This is a genomic window from Actinophytocola oryzae, from assembly GCF_004364325.1.
In the GTDB taxonomy this organism is placed as follows: domain Bacteria; phylum Actinomycetota; class Actinomycetes; order Mycobacteriales; family Pseudonocardiaceae; genus Actinophytocola; species Actinophytocola oryzae.
This window is the reverse complement of sequence record NZ_SOCP01000004.1, coordinates 52,590-72,567: the sequence shown is the minus strand read 5'-3', so window position 1 is coordinate 72,567 and position 19,978 is coordinate 52,590. Positions and strand designations below refer to the sequence as shown.

15 protein-coding genes and 1 pseudogene are annotated in these 19,978 nt (G+C 70.1%); 4 read left to right on the top strand and 12 right to left on the bottom strand.

Annotated features, from left to right (window positions below):
* The first annotated feature begins 11 nt into the window (after positions 1–11).
* Entirely contained in the window at positions 12–200 is a 189-nt protein-coding gene (gene fxsA / locus CLV71_RS11290) for an FxSxx-COOH cyclophane-containing RiPP peptide (protein ID WP_133902648.1), read from the top strand.
* Between the two features lie 85 nt (positions 201–285).
* Positions 286–1,983 carry an HEXXH motif domain-containing protein gene (locus CLV71_RS11285; RefSeq protein ID WP_133902647.1) on the top strand — a complete coding sequence of 566 codons (1,698 nt, stop codon included), beginning with the start codon at positions 286–288 and terminating at the stop codon, positions 1,981–1,983.
* 8 nt (positions 1,984–1,991) lie between these two features.
* Here the strand turns inward: CLV71_RS11285 and fxsT are convergent, their stop codons facing one another.
* The 9 genes from fxsT to CLV71_RS11240 form a co-directional block, all read right to left on the bottom strand.
* Positions 1,992–6,362, bottom strand: a complete 4,371-nt coding sequence (fxsT, locus tag CLV71_RS11280) for an FxSxx-COOH system tetratricopeptide repeat protein (protein ID WP_133902646.1) — start codon at positions 6,360–6,362, stop codon at positions 1,992–1,994.
* 1 nt (position 6,363) lies between these two features.
* Positions 6,364–7,398, bottom strand: a complete 1,035-nt coding sequence (locus tag CLV71_RS11275; RefSeq protein ID WP_133902645.1) for an AAA family ATPase — start codon at positions 7,396–7,398, stop codon at positions 6,364–6,366.
* Positions 7,395–8,870 carry a VMAP-C domain-containing protein gene (locus CLV71_RS11270; RefSeq protein ID WP_133902644.1) on the bottom strand — a complete coding sequence of 492 codons (1,476 nt, stop codon included), beginning with the start codon at positions 8,868–8,870 and terminating at the stop codon, positions 7,395–7,397. The genes CLV71_RS11275 and CLV71_RS11270 overlap by 4 nt, the downstream gene beginning before the upstream one ends.
* A gap of 52 nt (positions 8,871–8,922) precedes the next feature.
* On the bottom strand, positions 8,923–9,819 hold the full coding sequence (locus tag CLV71_RS11265) for an effector-associated domain 2-containing protein (RefSeq protein WP_133902643.1): 897 nt from the start codon (positions 9,817–9,819) through the stop codon (positions 8,923–8,925).
* Between the two features lie 236 nt (positions 9,820–10,055).
* Positions 10,056–11,429: a glutamate decarboxylase gene (gene gad, locus CLV71_RS11260; protein WP_133902642.1), complete on the bottom strand. Its 1,374-nt coding sequence runs from the start codon at positions 11,427–11,429 to the stop codon at positions 10,056–10,058.
* A 37-nt stretch (positions 11,430–11,466) separates the two neighbouring features.
* Complete coding sequence (locus tag CLV71_RS11255; RefSeq protein ID WP_133902641.1) at positions 11,467–12,846, bottom strand: CYTH and CHAD domain-containing protein; 1,380 nt, start codon at positions 12,844–12,846, stop codon at positions 11,467–11,469.
* Between the two features lie 9 nt (positions 12,847–12,855).
* Complete coding sequence (locus CLV71_RS11250; RefSeq protein ID WP_133902640.1) at positions 12,856–13,887, bottom strand: hypothetical protein; 1,032 nt, start codon at positions 13,885–13,887, stop codon at positions 12,856–12,858.
* Between the two features lie 64 nt (positions 13,888–13,951).
* Positions 13,952–15,955, bottom strand: a complete 2,004-nt coding sequence (locus CLV71_RS11245) for an amidohydrolase family protein (RefSeq protein ID WP_133902639.1) — start codon at positions 15,953–15,955, stop codon at positions 13,952–13,954.
* 74 nt (positions 15,956–16,029) lie between these two features.
* Positions 16,030–16,884, bottom strand: coding sequence for a class I SAM-dependent methyltransferase (locus tag CLV71_RS11240; protein ID WP_243866372.1), 855 nt, complete (start codon positions 16,882–16,884; stop codon positions 16,030–16,032).
* On the opposite strand from CLV71_RS11240, the pseudogene CLV71_RS49235 reads away from it, so the two are divergent.
* Both CLV71_RS49235 and CLV71_RS49230 read left to right on the top strand, forming a co-directional pair.
* Positions 16,883–17,194: pseudogene (locus CLV71_RS49235) on the top strand (maleylpyruvate isomerase family mycothiol-dependent enzyme); the annotation flags it as partial. The gene CLV71_RS11240 and the pseudogene CLV71_RS49235 overlap by 2 nt on opposite strands.
* A 37-nt stretch (positions 17,195–17,231) precedes the next feature.
* Complete coding sequence (locus CLV71_RS49230) at positions 17,232–17,444, top strand: DinB family protein (RefSeq protein ID WP_243866450.1); 213 nt, start codon at positions 17,232–17,234, stop codon at positions 17,442–17,444.
* A 604-nt stretch (positions 17,445–18,048) separates the two neighbouring features.
* Here the strand turns inward: CLV71_RS49230 and CLV71_RS11230 are convergent.
* The 3 genes from CLV71_RS11230 to CLV71_RS11220 form a co-directional block, all read right to left on the bottom strand.
* Positions 18,049–19,245, bottom strand: a complete 1,197-nt coding sequence (locus CLV71_RS11230) for an RNA polymerase sigma factor (protein WP_279588728.1) — start codon at positions 19,243–19,245, stop codon at positions 18,049–18,051.
* Entirely contained in the window at positions 19,242–19,607 is a 366-nt protein-coding gene (locus tag CLV71_RS11225) for a YciI family protein (protein WP_133902637.1), read from the bottom strand. The genes CLV71_RS11230 and CLV71_RS11225 overlap by 4 nt, the downstream gene beginning before the upstream one ends.
* A 61-nt stretch (positions 19,608–19,668) precedes the next feature.
* Positions 19,669–19,977 carry an early set domain-containing protein gene (locus CLV71_RS11220; protein WP_243866371.1) on the bottom strand — a complete coding sequence of 103 codons (309 nt, stop codon included), beginning with the start codon at positions 19,975–19,977 and terminating at the stop codon, positions 19,669–19,671.
* Position 19,978: the final 1 nt, after the last annotated feature.

Sequence of the window (19,978 nt, the reverse complement as noted above, 5' to 3'; positions counted from 1 at the left end):
GGGGAGGCGGCATGGCAAACCTGACAGACGCTGATCTCGACTCACAAGTGGTCGACCTGACGGCTGTCCCCCTGGCCGAGCTGCGCACCCTCCACACATCGGCGCTGGTAGCGGCCCTGGAACGGATGTACGCGGCAGCCGAGCACGTGACGGGAACCGAGGTCCAGGGGCAGGCCCCGCCACCCGGTAGCCGTATCTGACCTTTCGGGGGAAGCCCTGACCACGCACCGACTCACTCGCGCTGCGTTCGATCAGTTGTGCGCCGGCCCGATCACCGGCGACACGATGGCGTTACTCGAGAACTCACAGCACAGCCATCGCAGGCTGGCCTTCCGCGCCCTGCTGGACCAGCTGCGGGTGAACCCCGCCACGGTGGGAACCCGCGTCCAGCCGGAGGAGGCGTGGCGCGTGCTCGCGGAGGCCGAGCGCAGGGACGCCGACGTGGTGGCCGACATCCTCATGTACCCGACGGTCGGCGTCTGGCTCACCCGCGCACTGCACCACACGCGTGCCGGCCGGGGCACTCCCTGGGCGGAACTCGGCTACCTGCATCTGATCGCCGCCTCCGCCGCCATCAGATGTGGTTACCAGTGCACGATTCGGGTGCCGGTCTGGCGCGGGTTCGTCTCCCTCCCCACCGTCGGGCACCTGCGCCTCCCCGGAGCGTTCCCGTCCGGCTCGGTGGACGTCGCCTGCGCGGGCGCCGGCTCGCGGGCCCACGTCAACCGCGCCGTCACCATCCCGCTCGACGGCACGGACCCCGCCTTCACCCCGACCAGGCGGCACGTGAACACCAGCCGCGGCGTGACGATGTGCGTCTGGGTCGAGGACAGGGACGCCTACCACGGCTTCGGCGACCCCGTCCCACCCGTCGTCCTCACGGACGCCGAGTCCTCGGAATGGCACAAGCTCCTCGACGAGGCGTGGGACGTCCTCACCCTCGACCATCCCCGGCACGCGCGGGAGCTGGCCGCCGGACTCCGCATGGTCGTGCCGATCGAGCCGGACTCGGACACCATCGGCGCGTCGTCCCCGGCCGCGTTCGGCGGCGTGCGCATGTCCGCGAACGCCTCGGCGACCGAGTTCGCCGAGGCACTCATGCACGAGCTGCAGCACTCGAAGCTGAACGGCCTGATGGGCCTGGTGAAGCTCGTCGAGGACGACGGCGGGCGCTACCTCGCCCCGTGGCGCGACGATCCGCGGCCCCTGGCCGGCCTCGTGCACGGCGTGTACGCGTTCACCTGCGGCGTCGAGTTCTGGCTCGCGCAGGAGCCGACGGCACAGGTTCACGAGGCACGCCGCATCGCGTTCGACATCGCCTACCGGCGCGCACAGGTGCGGCGGGCGCTCGGCACTCTCGCGGCGAGCGGCCACCTGACCCAGCCGGGCGAAGCACTGGTGGAAGCGGTCTCGGCACGGCTGGCGGTCTGTGAGCAGGCGCCGGTGACCACGATGCTGGCCAGGACGGTCACCACGATGCTCGACGACCACCAGGGACTGTGGCGGTTGCGCCACGTCCGCCCCGACGGCGAGGCGGTCACCGCGTTGGCGACCGCCTGGCGCGACGGCGCCCCACCACCGTCCCGTGCGGTCGGCTCACACGTCGTCACCGGAGACGAGCGCCGCCTGCCCGCGAACCGGCACGCCCTGTTGCGTGCCAGGGCCATCGACCCGGACCTGTACGCGGCACTGGCACGCGTGCCGGCCGAGCTACCCGGCACGACGCCCCGTGCCGACGCGGCGCTGTGCGGCGGCGACCACGCGGGCGCGGCCACGGCCTACGAGAACCGGCTCCACGACGACCCTGAGGACGGCCAGGCGTGGGTCGGTCTCGGCCTGGCCCTGCGGGCACAGGGCCGGAACGCGACCGCGTTGCTGGCGCATCCGGAGGTCACCGTGGCCGTGCACCGCCGGGTTCGGCTGCTCACGGGCCGAGCCCCCCGCCCGACGGCGCTGTCGGCGTGGCTCAGCCCTTCCCTGTGACCTGAGGGCTACAGCTGCATCGTGTCGGTGTCGCAGTTCGCCCGGACGTTCTGGCTCGCGGCCAGGGTGGCCGGGTGCTCGTCGCCGAGCACCTTGCGGAAGCTGACCGAGGTCTTGGTGTGCAGGATCGCCGCCTTGTCGGGGAAACCGAGCAGGTTGAGGTCGATCGAGAGGTTGTGGGCGATGGCGAGCGTGGTGGGGTGCTCCGCGCCCAGCTTCCGCGTACTCCGCTCGAGGGTGTCCTCGTCGAGCCTGCGTGCCTCCTCCAGGTCCCCCAGCTCGGCGAAGTCGCTGGCCAGGTTCGCCCTGGCGACGAGAACGAACGGGTGGTCCTCGTCGAGCCGGGTCAGGAAGCCGTCCACGGCACGTTTGTTCAGCTTCCGCGCCTCGTCGACGTCACCGGCCAGCCGCCTGCTGACGGCCAGGTTGGTCGTCGCGATCATGGTGAACGGGTGCTCGGCGTAGTAGGTCCGCTCGAACCCGGTGACACTGCGGAGGCCGAAGTCCAGCGACTTCTCGAGATCCCCCATCTGGCGCAGCTCGGTGGCCATGTCCATCATCGAGGTGACGGTGTCGCCGTGGTCGGCGCCGTGCCGCAGGCGGTAGCGGTTGTAGACGTCCTCCGTCAGGTCCATGGCCTTGGCGTGCAACCCCGCCTTGCGCCGCGCCACGGCCAGACACCGGTCGCCGCCGATCGTGATGGGGTGGTCCCGCCCGAGAACCTCGGTGGCGATGGTGCTCGTCTCCTCCTGCATCTGACAGGCCTCGACGTACTGCCCGCACTCGCGGATGTCCATCGCGAGCCCACTGCGGGTGTTGAGGGTGGACGCGTGCGAACCGCCGAGGATCGCCGTGCGCCGCCGCAGGATCGTCTGGTCGAGATCCCTCGCCTCGAAGTACTGGCCGGTGAGACGGAGCCGCGCGGCGTAGTTGTTCGCGTACGTCAGCGTCGACGGGTCCTCCTCACCGAAGACGTTCCGCGCACGTTCGAGGATGCTCGCCGAGCGGTCGCGCTCCTCAGCCAGCTTGCCCTCCGCCCTCGGGTCGATGAGGAAGACCTCGGCCATGGCGAGGGTGGCCTCGTGGTCCTCGCCGAGGTTCTCCGTCATCAGCTCGTACACCTGGCTGTTGAGCTCCCTGGACTCCGCCGTGCTGCCGACGCGGAAGTAGGCGTTGCCGAGGTAGCGGCCCATGACCAGCGTGTCGACGTTGGTCTTGCCGAGCGACTCCTGCCACGTCTCCCACGCGCTCTGCGCCAGGCTCAGCGCGCCGCGGTAGTCACCGGAGTTCGTGAGGTACCTGACCAGGTTCGTGACGAGGGTGATCACCCACTTGTCGGTGCACTCGACCGCGCGGGAGTTGATCGCGTGTGGCAGCAGGTCGGCGTAGACCGGCCAGTTCTCGCTGATGTTCGGGTCACCCGGGTCGCCGTTGACGAGCATCAGGTGGACTGAGTGGCGCATGTTGTCCCATTGTGAACGGTCCAGCTGGTCCCGCAGGACGGCCTGGACAAGTCGGTGGAGTTGGATGGTGTTGCGGCTGTGGTCGATCTTCGCCAGGCTGTAGCGGTTGATCTCGCGGATCGCCTGGTTGAGGCGGATCGGATCGCCGAGTGCCTCCGCCAGTGCTTCTGGCACCGGCGCGACACGTACACCCGTGAAGAGGCTGCGGGAGATCGGTTCCGGGCTGAAGAACGCACAGACCTGCAACAGCTCCAGCGCTCCCCGCCGATCCTCCTTCAGCTTGGTCAGTGGCACGTTCCACGCCGCCGCGACCGGGAGCTCGTACTCACCGGGGGCACCTGCCTGCAACAGCGCCGCGCTGTTCTTCTCCAACAGGTCGACGTACTCGGCGACGGGCATGCCGGTCTGCGCACGCCAGGACGCGGCCTGCTCGACGGCCAGTGGCAGGTCGCCGAGGGCCTCGGCCAGGCGGTTGGCGTCCGCGTCGGTGATGTTGCCGCCGCCTCGTCTGCGCAGCAGCTCCTTGCTCTCCTCGCGGGTGAACAGGTCGACCTCGACGGTGCGTGCCACGCCTGCCCATTCGGCGTTGCGCGACGTGACCACCACGTGGCCGAGACCCGTCGGGAGGAACGAACGGACAATGTCCGGATGTTCGGCGTTGTCGAAGACCAGGATCCAGCGGCGGTTCTGGACACCGCTGCGCAGGGTCTCGAGCACCGCGGGCACGGCGGTGTCGGCGCTGCTCGCCTTGATACCGAGGCGCTTGGCGAGGTCCACGAAGCTCGACCGAATCGTGGTGGGGTGTTCAGCGGGAATCCACCACACAATGTCGTATTCCGTGGCGTGTTGATAAATGTACTCGACGACGGTCTGCGACTTGCCGACACCGCCCATTCCGTGCAATGCTTCCGGCAGCACGACAGTTGCCCGCTCACCGGGTTCGAGCAAACGAATACGAAGTTGCTCCAGCAGTTCCTCGCGGCCGACGAAATCGGGGTTTCGCAGCGGAACCGAACCCCAGATCTGCGGTTGACGCGCCAACGCCCGGCCACTTCCCTCCGGATGACTTGACTCGGGCGCAGTCATGTTCCCTCCATCTTCAGCTAACTGAGGTAAAGTGTCGGACACCGGCCCATCCTGCTGCTGCGGAGATTCAGGCCCGATGATCGTACTGTCGTCCGGGCTCTGCTCGCTGGCGGGTAAGGGCGGATCGATCTTGCGCAGCTTGGCGCGGAGGCGTCCGGCGCGCGGGGCGTACCTGCCGGACAACGCCCGGAATACGGCCTCCTGCACGCGAAGGTAGGGTCGCGCCTCGACCGTCGGCTCCGGGGTCGGGGTGTTGTCCGGGTCGGTCAGGGCGTCGCGGAAATTTCGCACGATCGGGTTACGCGGTCCGAGGTGGTCACCAATGAGTCTGGCGACGCGCACGGTGTCACTGCGACGGCCACTCGACAGCAGCTCCTCCCGTACGCCTTTGTGGAACTCGTAGCCGACCGCGTCCCGGTCGTCGGGGCGGAAACCCGTTTTCCTGAGCAGGCCGCCGAGCACGACCTCCGCGATGGCGGACAGGTCGGAGGTCGGCAGCAGCACCCTTTGCACCAGCTTTATCGTCGGCAGCGACAAGGGCACCGCGGCGAGCAATCCGGCCAGCTGGAATGCGGGCACGGACGCGAACGCGCGGAATCTCAGCACCCGTTCCCTCGGCAGGATTTCCACCGGCTCGGGGAAAGGCGCCACGACGGGTTCCTCGACCACCGCGTCGGGTTCCACGAACACCGAGGTGGTGTCCACCCAGCCCGCGCCCGCCACCGAGACCAGCCGGGCCCACGACGACCACCATTCCGGTTCCAGCCCCAGCACCGGGATCGGCACCGCCGAGTCATCCTTTATGGACAGTCCGGCCTCGGTTCGGACCCGCAGCATGGTGTTCGGGGAGCCCGGGACGGCCGCACGAAGCGCGACCCGGCGCGGGGTCAGGTTGCTCCAGTGCCACAGCCTTTGTGGAAGCAAATTGACCAGGGCGACCGGCGTGCGACTCGCCCACGAGGCGAGGACACGGGCGATCGCGCCACTGCGCCAGCCGTCGCCGATGCCGTCGGTCAACGCGAGGAACAGCGTCCGGCCCGTCGGGTCGAGGTGGTCGCGCCAGCCCGTCACCGCCCCGTCCGGGCCCTCGGCCCGCAGCACCACCTCGCCACCGCTCGCGCCGTCGACCAGCAGCACCCGCACGTTGCGGAACGCCCCCTGGCGGCGCAGCAGGTCGCACAGCTCGCGGACAAGCTGCTGCCACACGTCGGCGGCACCGGCGGTGTCGACGACGATCACCAGCTCGAACTCGTGCCACGACTGGGGGCCGAACACCGGGATCCACAGCCTGTCGCGTGCGGCTCGCTCGGCGGTTGCCTCCTCGTTCAGCACGGTCCGCCACGGCGACGGCCGCCTGCGCGACAGCGGGCGCAGTGCCCTGGCGATCAGGCGGCTGTTCGGCAGTGCCGGGGACGTCGGCCACACCAGGGGCGCCGCGGACGTGTCCTTGTCGAAGCCGGCGCCACGTACGGGGTGCGGGCGCCCGACGGTCCAGTCCTGCGGCTCGGGCCCCGGCGTGGGCACAGGGGCCTCGGCGGGTGCCCGAGGCTCGTCCCGGGGTGGTTCTGGTGGCTTCTCCGCTGACGGTGGGGGCGGTGCGGGTGGCCTGCGCGACGGCGGCGGTGGGGGCTGCGGTGGAGGTGGCGGGGTCGGCGGCGCCGTGGGGCGGAGCGTGCCCGCGAGCCACAGCGCGTCGCGGACCTCCCGCCACTCGAGGTCGGCCGTCGCGAGGCGCGACTGACCGGCCTCCTGGACGTCCAGGTGCGGGAGCACGCCCGAGTCCAGACCGGGTCCGCCGTCGGCCGGGTCGTCGAGTGGCAGGCCGCTCATCTCATCCCGCCTCCGACGAGGACGTCAGGGGATGCCAGATGGCGGTGAGCAGCTCCTGCCAGTCGTCGTCGGGTTGGTAGGCGCCGGACGTGGCCAGCTCCATCGCCATGTGGACGGCGTTGAGCAGCTGGTCGGAGGCCAGCCCGCCAGTCTCCTCGCTGCGGGCGAGGAACTCCGAGATCAGCCGGGAGACGTCGATGCCGTCGGTGTCGCCGAACTGGGCGGCCACCATCGCGCCGAGCTGTTCGAACGACGGCGGCTCCACGTGCAGTTTCAGGCAGCGGCGCAGGAAGGGGGCCGGGAACTCCCGTTCGCCGTTGCTGGTGATGATGACGACGGGGAACGACCGGCACCGCACGTGGCCCCGCCGCACCACCGCTGAGCCCTCGTGGTCGCCGGTCAGCACCGTCACCTCGGGATGGCGTGCGGCCAGCCGCGACAGCTCGTCGATCGTGAACTCGGCGTCCTCGAAGACGTTGAGCAGGTCGTTGGGCAGGTCGATGTCGCTCTTGTCCAGCTCGTCGATCAGCAGGACCCTCGGCCGCTCGTAGGGCAGCAGAGCCGTGCCGAGCGGACCGAGGTGCACGAACTGCCCGATGTCCGGCTCGACGCCCTGCTGAGCGTTGATCTCCTGCACGCGCCCGATGGCGTCGTAGGAGTAGAGGCCGTCCCGCAGCGCGGTCCGCGAGGAGATGGGCCAGCGCAGCACCGGTCCCAACCCCAGCTCGCGGGAGATCAGGTACGCCAGGCTCGACTTGCCGGTGCCCGGCCTGCCCGTCACCAGCAGCGGCCGCCGCAGGTAGATCGCGGCGTTGACCATCGACACCTCGTGCGGGCTGGGAATCCGCCCGGTCACGGAGACACCGCCGATGCGCCGGTCCGCCTCGCCGCCGTCACCCGAGGGCGGCCTGCACACCGGCTCCCCGGCGAACCGTCGCCACGGAGGCGGCTCCGGCAGCGTCTCCACGGCGCCCGGCAGGCCAGTACCGCGATACACGTGCCAGCCCACAAGCGCCTGAACCGAATCGGAGTTCATGCCGCCTCCCTGGGATCGCGAGGAGGGCCTAGGTCGGCCGGCACGACCAATCGTTCCGGATCGTCCCACATCAGCGCGAGGTTGTGGCCGACATGCCCGGCGTGGGACTGGTAAGCCGTTGTCCGAAGCTGTTTCACGCGTTGTAGGACATCACCCGGACCATCACCATGCAGCAGTTCCCGCACCGCGGTCAAGAACTCGTCGGAATCGCAGTCCGCACGAGACCAGACGATGACCGGTATACCCGCACGTAACGCGCAGAAGACCTCCGGCCCACCGCCCGGGGCGGGATCTGGTGGTTTGCTCAGCATCAGGGAGACCACATTCGGATCGTTCTCGAAATCGGCGACCAGCTTGACGATGGTGTCATCCTCCTCCACCCGACGACCCGATTCGGGCAGAATCGCACCGTTCTTGAGCTGATCAGTGAGAACCTCCCAGCGTTGCCACCACGACCGGTGCCACTTGCCGGCCTGCATTCGCTCCAGTGATCGAATCGCGAACAAGTAGCGACAACCGATCGGCACCGGCGGGAGTGGAGTTTCCACCTCCCACGCCCACTGGTCGACATCCAGGTTCAACAGTTCACCCGAAAGAACCATTTCAATCCGGATGTCCGGCTGGTACCTCGCCCAATTCGTTTCCACCGACTCGATGAGCGTCGCGACCTGCCGTTTGACCTCGTCGAGAGTGCCGGTGAAGTCGTCGCCCCGCTTGGGCCGCCACCCTTCGGAGAGGTCGAGCTGCCTCCAGTGGTCGAGCTGGTAGCGGTCACCGGTGAGGCCGACCCGGCGCAGCAACATGACGAGGTAGGCGGGTGAGTTCGGCGGCGGTCCCGGTGGCGGCGCCTTGAACTCACGCCGCATCTTCTGCAGCTCGGTGACCACGCCGAGCCTGCTCGCCTGCCGGTCGGCCCACCTGCGCAGCTCGATGGACAGCTCGGAACGCCTGCCGAACGCCAGGTGCTCGACGAACAGGATCGGCTTCGGCAGGCCGCTGGGGTCCGCGTTCAACGTCTCCAACGTCAGGAACACCTCGTGATAGCTGGTTTCCGCCGGCAGCTCCGGCGCGTCGGCACCCGCGACCTGGCGGTACAGCTCGACGAGATCCTTGAAGATCATCCCCGACAGCAGCGCGAAGAGCCGCTCCCGTTCCTCCGCTGGCCACAGCGGCAGGTCGGCGGTGTGTTCCGCAATGATGCGCTCGACCGCTAGAAGATGGATGGTTCCCTCGTCCATCTCCCGGATGATGTCCAGCAGCGCCCGCAGGCCGTCCGGACGGCGGGCGCAGACCTCGACGATGTTGAGGATGTGCAGGTGCGCCTTCGGGCTCTCGTCGATCTGGAGGATGGTGTTGAGCCGGTCGGCGAGCAGCCGCACGACGAAGTTCCTGTCCTGGACCGATCCCAGGCACTGCAGGTTCGCGAGCGCCTTCGTGAGCGGCCACAGTGTTCCGCCGCTGCCTGGCGTCACGAGGCCCGCTCCTCTCCCCGACGTTCGACGTCGCTCCGGACTTGCCTTCCCCTCACCGGCTCGTCGCGGCACCCAACGACAACAGGTGCCTCAGCGGCACCGACTCGACCGACTCCTGGTTCATGATCGCCTGCACCAGCTCCACGACGCCGTTCTCGAAGTCGAGGCAGGTGCGCAGGATGCTCATGACGTGCGCCCGCCGGTTGCCGAAGTAGCGGATCATCCCGGAGAAGCGCAGGTCCTCGACCACCTGTGAACGCAGGTGCTCGTTCTTCATGCACGGGATCGTCTCCAGCACGTCGACGAACTCCCAGAACTCCGGTGACGCCGGACGGATCACCGGTACGACGAACAGCTGCCGCTCGTCGGGCATGGCGACGGGCCGCTCCACCGACGGCGCCGTCTGGGGCGGGACCGCGACCCCGTGCGCGGACCCGTGGTCGGGCAGCCGGATCCAGCCGTGGCAGCTGGTCTCCTTGACGTCGACGGGAACTCGCAGGTACTCGTTCGGCGCGTAGGCCGCGTGGTGCCTGATCACCTCGGTGAAGAACCATTCCGACGCGATGACGGCGAGCGTGCCGGACGACCTGGCCAGGGCCTCCTTCAGCGGCGGCGCGTCGAGCAGCCTGCACGCGTGGATGATGGCGGTCGCGGTCACGCCGTGATCATCGTAGGTCACCTCTCCCGCGTGCAACGCCATCCTGAGTCTTATCCGCTCCTCCGGCGGATGCACCTCGTTGTGCGCCCCGAGCGCGGCGACCAGCGCCGTGGGCAGACGACCGGCAAATGCCCCCTTCGGCACCTCGGCGGGCACCAACGCCAGAATCGAGTCGCCGACGTCCTGCCGGAAACACCGCTCCCAGGGAATGCCCGCGGCCGCAAACGCCTGTTCAACCGCCTCGTACATCCCGTCACGCAGGGTGACCCGGTTCGGGCGGGTTCGGTCCATGCCTCCGAAGCCCGCGATGTCGACACTGCAAACCGTCTGATGAACGTCCACACTCACTCACCCCGGGTTCAGGATGCAGCGCGTCTACTGCCGGCACAAGAACGGAAGACCCGACAATTGCACCTGAAACCGGTTCGTTTCCGGAGATCGCTGCTAGGAGCCGAGCCGGCGCGAAAGTGTCGTGTTTTTGTCATCCCGGCACGTTCCGGCCCCCGGCACCCTGCGCATCCGGTTCTTCACGTCCCGTGGGAGAAGGCGCTCGACTCCTTGCCACGCAGGGGCTTCTCCTGCCTGCCGAGCCGCTCGACCACGCGCCGGAGATCGTCGACCAGGAGGTCCGCGAGGTCGTGGGTCATCCCGTTGCGCACGACGACGCGGAGCACGGACAGGTCCGTCCGGTCGGCGGGGAAGGTGTAGGCGGGCACGAGCCAGCCGGCCTCCCGCAGGTGCGCGGAGACGTCGAACACGGAGTACTCGGTGACGTCGTCGGCGAGGGTGAAGGCGAAGACGGGCAGCTGGTCGCCTCGCGTGAGCAGGCGGAACGGCCCCGTGTCCGCGATCCGGTCCGACAGCCCGGTGGCGACGTCCCGGCAGTACCGCTGCACGCGCTGGAACCCGTCGAACCCGAGCCGCAGGAAGGTGAAGTACTGGGCGACGACCTGCGCGCCGGGCCGGGAGAAGTTGAGCGCGAAGGTGGGCATGTCACCGCCGAGGTAGTTGACGTGGAACACGAGGTCGTCGGGCAGCGACGCCTTGTCCCGCCAGACGACCCAGCCGACCCCCGGGTAGACGAGTCCGTACTTGTGTCCGGACGTGTTGACCGAACAGACGCGCTCGAGCCGGAAGTCCCACTCGAGGTCCGGGTCGCAGAAGGGCGCGATCATCGCACCCGACGCACCGTCGACGTGGACGGGAACGTGGGGGTGGTGCTCGTCGAGTGCCTGGCAGATCTCGGCGACGGGCTCGTAGCTGCCGTCGAAGGTGGACCCGAGCACGGCGACGACACCGATCGTGTTCTCGTCGCAGTAGCGGACGGCCGCCTCGGCGGTGAGGTGGAACCGGTCCCCCTCCATGGGCACGACCCGGGCCTCGACCTCCCAGTAGTTGGCGAACTTCTCCCAGCAGATCTGGACGTTCGCCCCCATGACGATGTTGGGCCTGCCCGATCCCCCGGTCCGGTGCTGCCACCGCCGCTTCATGGCCAGCCCGGCGAGCATGCACGCCTCGCTCGACCCCGTGGTGGAACACCCGACCGCGGTGCTCGGGTCCGGCGCGTGCCACAGCTGCGCGAGCATCCGCACGCACCGCTCCTCCAGCGCGGCCGTGCGCGGGTACTCGTCCTTGTCGATCATGTTCTTGTCGAAGCACTCGGCCATGAGCCGCTCAGCCGTCGGCTCCATCCAGGTGGTCACGAACGTGGCCAGGTTGAGCCGGGCGTTCCCGTCGAGCATCAGCTCGTCGTGGACGATCTGGTAGGCCACGTCCGGCGACAGTCCCCCGGACGGCAGGGAGTTCCTGGGCAGCTGGACGGGCTCGTCCACGAAGACGGGGTTGACGGCGACGAGATCGCGTCGGGAGTCGCGGCTGTCGCCGGAGTTGGCCAAGGTCATGGCCCCACGTTAGAAGCGGCCGTGGGGGCCCGCAGCGTTACCGCTCGCGCGTGCCGACCACGCGGGCCGCCCGCGCGCGCTCACGCTCGTGGAGGATCCCGAACGTGAAGCCGTTCTCACCGGCCAGGTGGGCCTGCATGCCCAGCTCGCGCAGCATGGGCTGCGCGACGCTCCCGTCCACGTACTCGCCGAGCAGCTTCGTGAGCTTCTTGGCCCGCCTGCGCTTCTTCGACCCCGGCGACGCCACCTCGAGCGCGTACCGGTACCGCTTCGCCGCCTTGCGGGTGTCGTGCAGCGTGTCCTGTTCGTCGATGCGGCGGCGGGCCCTGCGCGCGTGCCTGCCCAGCTCCTTGGCCGGCCGGGCCGCGTGCGGGGCCATCGGCAGGTCCGCCAACCGGTCCAACTCGTCGAGCAGCCGCCGGTAACGCTTGTCGCCCAACGCCTTCAGCACCGTCTCGCGGGCACCGGCCTGCGCTGGGCCGAAGTACCGGGTCAGCCGCGCCTCGACCGGGCCGACCACCAGCTCCTCCGGCAGCGACGCCACCTCCGCCCGCAGGTGCTCGTACTGCACCTCCAGGTCACGCGACGGGGAGAGCTGACGGCCGAGCCACTTCAGGTCGTCCCGCACCCGTGCCGTGCCGGGCAGCAGCCGCTTGTACACGCGCAGCACGCTGCGCAGCCGCCTGCACGCCACCCGCATCCGGTGCACGGAGTCGTCCTCGTCGCGGCGCACACGCAGGTCCTGCTTCACCAGCTCGTCGACCTGGGTGCGCAGGTAGGCGAGCAGCACCTCGCCCGCGGTGTCACCAGAGGAGGGCGACTCGGGCGGCGGCATCACCCTGGCCAGCTTCGAGCGGTGCCGGGACCGGCGCAGACCCGCCTTGCGCAGCGCGCGGTCCAGTGCGGGGCCGGCGGCGGGGTCGGCCAGCTCGACCTCCAGCTCGTGCCACTTGTCCGCGGCGTCCGTCGAGTCGAGACGGCGTGCCGTCACCCGGTCGTCGGCGACCTCGGCCACCAGGCCACCCGGCCCCGTGAGCCGCCAGGTCCGCCGCTTGGTCTTGAGCTGGGCCACCGGCCGCAGCTCGATGCCGCGGGTCATGCCGAACGTCAGCTCGGCGAGCTCCTCCGGCGGCGCGTTCGTCGCGGGCGCGGAGTCGAGCGGGAGCCGCAGCTCCACCCGCGAGTCGCCGCCGACGGGGACCTTGAGGTGCCAGCCCTCGTCCGCGCCGCCGGTGCGCCTGCGCAGCGTCGCGCCGTGCCTGGCGAGCCGCTGGTCGGCCGTGTCGTAGTAGACGGCCGACAACCGCACCTCCTGCGGACCTTCCACCCCGGAGATCCCGGGCAGGTCGGCCAGCGGCGGCAGATCGTCGCCCGCCTCGTACTTGAGTTCGGTCTCCAGCTCACTGACGACAGCCATAGAACCTGTCTACCCGTCACCTGGCGGGTTAACCACCGCGGCCAGCAACGAACGGAGCGGCTCCTCGAACCGCGCCATCGACCGCGCGTCCTCGATGGACGGTTGGCCGACCACCGCCGAGCTGGCCACCGCCACCGCGCAGCGGGACCCGACCGCGATGCCCAGCTGTGGCGTGGCGCCGTCGTGGCGCGCGGCCGCCGCGACGGCCTCGGCGTGCGCGTCCTCGGCGGCGTCCGCGACGAACACGAGCAGGAAGTCGCGGAACCGCACGCCGACGGGCTCGGCGTGCACCTTCACGCAGCCCCGCAGCTTGCGTCGGGCCTCGACGGTGTCCGGTGCGTTGCCGAGCCACACGGCGGGCAGCTCGTGCGCCACGCCCGCGTCGGTGACCTCGTAGGTGCCGTCGTCCTCGATGAGGTCCGCGACACGCAGCGCGAGGTTCAGCAGGTCGTCGGACTCGAGGCCGCTGTCGCTCTCCAGCAGCACCGGTCCCGCCGCGGTCCTCAGCTCGCGGTAGCCCCAGTCGGCGTGGATGTCCACGTCGTCCATCACCGCGCGGGCGATGATGTCACCGACCGCCTGCTGTGCCCTCGGCACCGCGCCGACCAGCACCTCGTCCGGCTCCAGCCCGACCCGCCGCGCCGCGTAGGAGGCGAGCGAGGCCACCACCACGACGTCACGCCAGTCGACCCGCTCGACGTCGATGACCGAGAGCGCGTCGAAGGCGGCCTCCGCCGCACCGGGGTCCTCGTTGCGCAGCGCCGCGAGCACGCAGCGGCGGGCGAACGTCATGATCGTGTAGAAGTCGTCCATGGTCAGGCTTTCCCGCACCCGCGCGCGGTCGGCGACCGTGGTGTAGGCGCGGACGAACGCCCACACGGCCGCGTCCTCCTGCGCGTCGACCCACCGCCACAGCACGTCGGCCGCGTCGGGGTACTCGGTGTCCCGCAACGGCGACGGCCCGGCCGCGGTAACGCGGTGTAACTCGTCTGCCACGCGCGCGACAGCAAGTTCCATACCCAGGAACACATCGTCGTTCATGGTCGCCACTCTAAGTGAGCAGTCACTCTCGGCACCCTCGCGTGGGAACACTGTCCTTACTCTGTCAACTGGACAGAGTCCGCTCCCACAGCCGCAGATACACCTCGGCTCCCCTGCTCATGTCCGACACGATGGCCTGGCCGTCCGGGCCCGCGACGATCCGCAGGTCCTCCAGCCAGTCGGGCACCATGCCGTAGTGGGCGAACCCGTCGACGTTCACGTCGTACACCCGCTGTCCGGTCCGCTGTCTGTCCACGACGGACCCGCCGTCGAAGGTGCGGAACGGGTACTGGACCATGCTGCCGACCCTCGGCGGCGGCTGGTTGCCGAACCCGTTCGTGTCGAAGCCGACCCCGAAGCCGAACTCGTAGCGCGGGTCGGCGACGGCCTTCATCGCCTTCCACTCGCCGTAGAACTGCTCGGTGCCGAACCCGTACGGCACGGCCATGCCGCCGAGGGAGTAGATGCGCGGGTAGTAGCTCGGGTCGACCCACGAGTGCCCGGACACGACGCCGGGATAGTCGTTGGCTTCCAACAGGTCCAACGCCTGGTCGGTGGCCTTCGCACTCATGTGGTCGACGTCGACGATCATGCCCCGGTCGATGATCCCCTGGATGGCGTACGCACCGAGGTCGGTCAGCCCGTTGACGTTGCAGTGCGGAGCGCTCGGGTAGACCGGAAGGGTGACACCCGGTGGTAGTAGGGCCTGGAGCGGCCCGGCGAGCACGCCTGCTTCGAAGGAGATCGTGTTGTCGTGCGCGCCGGTCGGGCACGGCTCGACCTGCCAGAAGCGGCTGGTCGAGTAGAAGTTCGCCGCGTTGACGATCGTGCCAGCGGTGCCGCCGTCGAACCGGACGCCGCACAGGGCGTTGTCGAACTTGTGGCACACGAACATCCGCCGCACGCCGAGGTCGTACAGCTCGTCGAGGCCCGCGTCGATGTCCGCCCGGTCGCACTGCGGCACACCGTTCCGCACGCCACACCCGAACGGCTGCGACACCTCGACGCCGAGCACCACCGCGAGCTTGCCCTGCTCGATGACCGAGCGCGCCTGCCGCGGGTCCCGCACGATCCGGAACCAGCCCGTGCCCGGCCCGCCGCTCTGGTCGTCGATGAAGTCCTGCAGTTCGTAGATCCGCTGTGCCTGCAGGCGGATCGACGCCATGTCGTCGCACGGGTTGGTCTTGATCGGGTAGATCTCGCACAGCGCCTGGTTGTTGACGAACAGGTTCGTGTAGACCCGCAGGCCGCCGCGCCACGCCCGCTCGACCCAGCGGTAGTAGGTCGCCTCGTGGGTCCAGGAGTTGTGCTTGGGCCAGTCCCTGAAGGTCGGCCAGCCCCTGGTTTCGTGGGTGAACGTCGGGTAGCCCCCGCCCGCGAGGTTCTCCCACCACGCGCCGAGACCGTTCGGCTCGTGGTCGGGGCAGTCGACGAGCGCGGCGGTGATGCCGTACGGGCTCCACGGCTCGCCGCAGTGGATGTCGCCGCCGATGAACTCGTACGCGGTCAGGTGGTTGTGCAGGTCGGCGAGGCCACGCACCTCGCCGTTCACGGTGCCGGTGAAGGGCTCGCCGGTGATGTCCAGGTCCGCCTCCGGCGCGGTCGCGCAGCCCTCGGCGGGAACGAGCGTGAAGCGGGTGCCGGTGGCGCGCAGCGCGAGGGTGCGCAGGATCGGGTCGACGGCGAGCTGCCGGTTCGCGGTGACGGCCGTGACCACGACCGCGTCGCCGTCGTTCGCGAGGCGCCAGTCGGTGTCCGCGCCCGCCGCCCGCGCCGACAGGACACCGAGCGTGCCGAGGCCCTGTCCGAGGAAGTCGTTGCCGTTGCCGAAGAACAGGTAGCTCGCGGCACCGGTCCGCTGCAACCGGAACGGCTGCGCCGCGCCGGTGCCGGTGGCCTGGTAGCCGCCGAGTGCGTTGCGCACCACGAACTTCCCGCCTGGTGCCTGGAGCGCGACGCACGCGTCGTTCAGGGAGTCGACGTCCGGCGGCGCGGCCTGGGCGACCGGCACGCCGAGCGCGGCGATGGTCAGCACGGCGGCCATGGACCCGAGAACGCGTCGTCGCATCGGTAACCTCCGGCGTCGGCTGAGGCCTACCGTCGCGTAACAACCACCCTCCGTCAATCCGCCGATCAGCCTGTTCAGCGGACGAACGCGACAGCGGCGACGATTCGCCTGCGGTCGACGAAGTCCTCCGGTTCGAGCGTGGCGAGCCTGACCCGCACGGCGTCGAGGAAGTCGGCCCTGGCGTCGGCGGACAACCCGGCGAGGCGGCGGGCCGTGTGCCCGAGGATGACGTGGTGCTCGACGAACCGCTCCATCGTCGGTTGGTACGACCAGGTCACGGGCAGACTCTCGACGTCGGCGAAGCCCGAGTCCCCGAGCAGTGCGGTGAGCTTGTCGGGTGTGTTGACCACGTCGTGGTTGGCGACCAGGGGCGCGTCCTGTGGTGCGTCGTACCGGTCGAGCTCCTCGTGCCAGATGTCGGTCGCCCGCACCGGGAAGTCCTCGCCCCACGTCGTGACGCCGAGCGCGCCGCCCGGCGTGAGCACCCGGCGTGCCTCCCGCAGGCCGGTCGGCGGGTCGGGCAGGTGGAAGAGCATGAACGCGAGCACGGCGACGTCGAACGAGCCGGTGGCGAACGGCAGCCGCATCGCGGTACCCACGACCCTGGGGAACGCGGCGGGCGCGCGGGCGATCATGCCGGGCGACCGGTCGAACCCGACGACGGTCGCGCCCGGCGCCGTCTCGGCGAGCCGTGGCAGGAGGGTGCCGACGCCGGTGCCGAGGTCGAGGACGCGGCGAGCGTCGGCCAGTGGCAGCCGGTCGACCAGCTGTCTGCTGACGGGGTGGAGCACCCCGGCCCAGATGCGTTCGTACTCCTGAGCGGCACTGGAGTAGTGGTTGGCGAGGGTGCGGACGGAGTCGTCGACGGTCACGACGGACACGTTAGGGCCAGTGTCGAGATCCGCGCTCGTCGTTCGTCCTCGGCGCATGGAGTTGTACCGACACGCACAGGACGAGTTCGACAGGACACTGGCGGCGGTGCCGCCGTCCGGCTGGGACATCCCCTCGACATGCCCGGGCTGGACGGTCCGGGACGTCGCCGGACACGTGATCTGGGGCCAGCGCCAACTACTGGCCTGGGCGACGGGCGGCGCCGACCCGTCGCGGGCGGGTGCCCCCGGCTCGCCACACCCCGCGGAGATGATCGCCGACGACCCCCTGACCGAGTGGCGGATGGCCAGGGACGAGGCCAACGCGGTGCTGACCGAGGAAACCCTGGCCAGGAGGATCACCCTGCCAGGCATGGGCGAGGTCCCGATCGCGGCGGTGGCCCGGGTTGCTCACGTGCGACATCACCACCCATTCGTGGGACATCGGCCATCCGCTCGGGCAGTCGGTGCGGTTGCCGGCGGCTCTGGTCGCGGCCGCTCACGAGTGGGCGCGGGCGCATGCGGTGCGGGTGCCGGGGTTCTTCGGTCCGGAGCTGACACCGGCCCCGGACGCCGACGCCCAGACCCGCATGCTCGCCTTCCTGGGCCGCGCGGCGTAGCCGGGCGACTGCACTGAAGGCGTCCTTCGTGACGTTTTGGCCTGGGCCGCCGAGGGATGTGCCCTCGGCGATGTGGTGCCTGGGATCCGGCAGGGTGGGGTGCCGGGCGCTGCACGCCCGGCACCCGTCCACGGGATGCGCTGTTCTGGCAGGCGGAACCGGACAGGCAACTTCGTCGCCCGCTGGGCGGAGATACACGGGGTCCAGCAGTCGTCTCCACGGTCTGCTGCGGTCTGAGCGCATTCCGGGCGGCCTCCGGCCCCCCGAAATCCAGCCTAGCGACGGCCACCGACACGATCAGAGTCTCAGGGGCATCAGGTTCGACCGTGCATGCCCTGCGGCGATGCACGGTTCACCCACCGAAACGCACATGACGGGTGGAAGATCCTCAATGGACGCAAGCCGGGCGTGACGAAGGCGTCCTTCGGTGCACCAGGCAGGCATGGTCCGTCGGACTCGACAGAACAACCACGCGGTAGACCATCCCACCTCGCCAGCCGCGCGCGAAACGCCCGGCCCCCACACTCGAACAGGCGCCACTCGAAACGCCACAGCCAGCCGGAACCCACCACTGGATCCAGGCCCAGTTCAAGGAAAGCGTCCTTCAGCGGGGTTCCGGAGGTGCGTCCCGCAGGCGGCCCGCCAGGAAGCGGCGGTCGGCCGGGTCGGTGGCCAGTTCGTGGGCCCGCTCGTAGGCCACGGCCGCTTCCCCCTCCCGCCCCTGTCTGCGCAGCAGGTCGGCGCGAGTGGCGTGCCACAGGTGGTACCGGTCCAGCCCCTCGATGCCGTCGACCAGCTCGAGCCCCGCCGCGGCCCCGACCGACTCCGCTACCGCCACCGCGTGGTTCAACGCCACCACCGGCGACGGCTCGACAGTCAGCAGCATCGAGTACAGCGCCGCGATCCGTGCCCAGTCCGGCGGCGGCTGCGCATGCTGCACCGCGATCATGGCCTGGAGCTGGTAGGGCCCGACCGTCCCGTGCCGCAGCGCCCGGTCGAGGACGCCGACCGCCTCCGCGATCCTCACCTGGTCCCACCGCGACGTGTCCTGGTCGGCCAGCAGCACCAGGTCCCCCTCCGCCGACAGCCGCGTGCCCGAGCGTGACTCGTGGAGCAGCAGCAACGCGACCAGTCCGAGCACCTCGGGCTCGTCCGGCATGAGCGTCGCGACGAGTTTCGCGAGCCGGACTGCCTCGTCTCGCAGCCCAGGCCCCGTGCCGTAGGCGTGTGTGTAGATCAGGTAGACGACCGCGAGCACGCTGGTCAGCCGCTCGGGCAGGAGGTGGTCGGCAGGCACCGCGAGGGAGATGCCCGCGTCGCGGATCTTCCGCTTCGCCCGCACCAGGCGTTGCGCGAGCGTGGCCTCGCCGACCAGGAACATCCGCGCGATCTCACCCGCCGTCAGCCCGACCACCGCCTGGAGGGTCAGCGCCACCCTCGCCTCCTCCGCCAGGGCGGGATGGCAGCACGTGAAGACCAGGCTCAGGCGTTCGTCACCCAGGCTGAGCAGGCGTTCGACGGAGTGCTCCGGAAAGTCGGCCGGCACGGCGGACGCCTCCTTCTCCCGGCCGACCCGGTCGCGGCGCAGCCGGTCGATCGCCCGGTTGCGGGCCACCGTGAGCAGCCACGCGACCGGGTCGTCCGGCACACCGGCCACCCAGCGGCGCAGGGCCAGCGCGCACGCGTCCTGCAGCACGTCCTCGGCGAGCTCGAAGTCGCCGAACACGCGGATGAGCGCCGCGAGCATGCGCGCGCGGTGCTCCCGATAGACCCGCTCGACCGCGGGCCCCGGCGTGTTCACACGGGCGAGTGGTCGAGGCCGGGCAGCTTCGCGAGCGGACGCACCTCGATCGTGCCCTGGCCTGCCATCGGACAGAGCGCGGCCAGCTCGAGAGCCTCGTCGAGGTCGCGGCAGTCGAGGACGTAGTAGCCACCGAGGTGCTCGCGGGTCTCCACGAACGGACCGTCGGTGATCAGCGTCCTCCCCTCGCGGACGGCGACCGTGGTGGCCGCGTCGTCGTTCGTGAGCGGGTCGCCCGCCACCCACGCGCCCCGGCGCCTGCACTCGTCCGCGAACGCGTTCACCCTGGCCAGGGCGTCCTCGAACTGCGGGTCGCCCGGCTCTGGCCGGTCGCAGTTGTAGATCAGCAGCAGGTACTTCACGTCTCCTCCATCCACGTCCTGCAGAGGATGACGAACGTGCCCACCCGATCTCGACAGGTCCTCAGCGAGATTTTCGCGCCGGCCGGCTCGCCACGATCACACTGTCCCTCCCGACCTGTTGTATCTCCGGATGGTCGGTCTCGTTGCACCAGTGGCCGTTCTCACCCAGGTACCGGAACCGGACGGGGGTGCCGTCCGGGACGGTCACGGCCACCGAGCGCAGGCCGTTGCTCCTGGGGCGCAGCTCGTGCGCGCCGGGCCGCCACCCGTTGAAGTCGCCGACGACGCTCACGCGCCCCCTCGGCTCGTTCGGTCGCAGGACGAAGGTGACGCGGACATCACCGGTGCGATCGCGGTCGATCCTCAGCACG

Coding starts and splice junctions, on each gene's coding strand:
- fxsT (WP_133902646.1), bottom strand. CDS start 6,362: ATGAGCGGCCTGCCACTCGACGACCCGGCCGACGGCGGACCCGGTCTG.
- CLV71_RS11265 (WP_133902643.1), bottom strand. CDS start 9,819: ATGGACCGAACCCGCCCGAACCGGGTCACCCTGCGTGACGGGATGTAC.
- CLV71_RS11255 (WP_133902641.1), bottom strand. CDS start 12,846: ATGGCTGTCGTCAGTGAGCTGGAGACCGAACTCAAGTACGAGGCGGGC.
- fxsA (WP_133902648.1), top strand. CDS start 12: ATGGCAAACCTGACAGACGCTGATCTCGACTCACAAGTGGTCGACCTG.
- CLV71_RS11250 (WP_133902640.1), bottom strand. CDS start 13,887: ATGAACGACGATGTGTTCCTGGGTATGGAACTTGCTGTCGCGCGCGTG.
- CLV71_RS11240 (WP_243866372.1), bottom strand. CDS start 16,884: ATGCGCCGAGGACGAACGACGAGCGCGGATCTCGACACTGGCCCTAAC.
- CLV71_RS11275 (WP_133902645.1), bottom strand. CDS start 7,398: ATGAACTCCGATTCGGTTCAGGCGCTTGTGGGCTGGCACGTGTATCGC.
- CLV71_RS11285 (WP_133902647.1), top strand. CDS start 286: ATGGCGTTACTCGAGAACTCACAGCACAGCCATCGCAGGCTGGCCTTC.
- CLV71_RS11245 (WP_133902639.1), bottom strand. CDS start 15,955: ATGCGACGACGCGTTCTCGGGTCCATGGCCGCCGTGCTGACCATCGCC.
- gad (WP_133902642.1), bottom strand. CDS start 11,429: ATGACCTTGGCCAACTCCGGCGACAGCCGCGACTCCCGACGCGATCTC.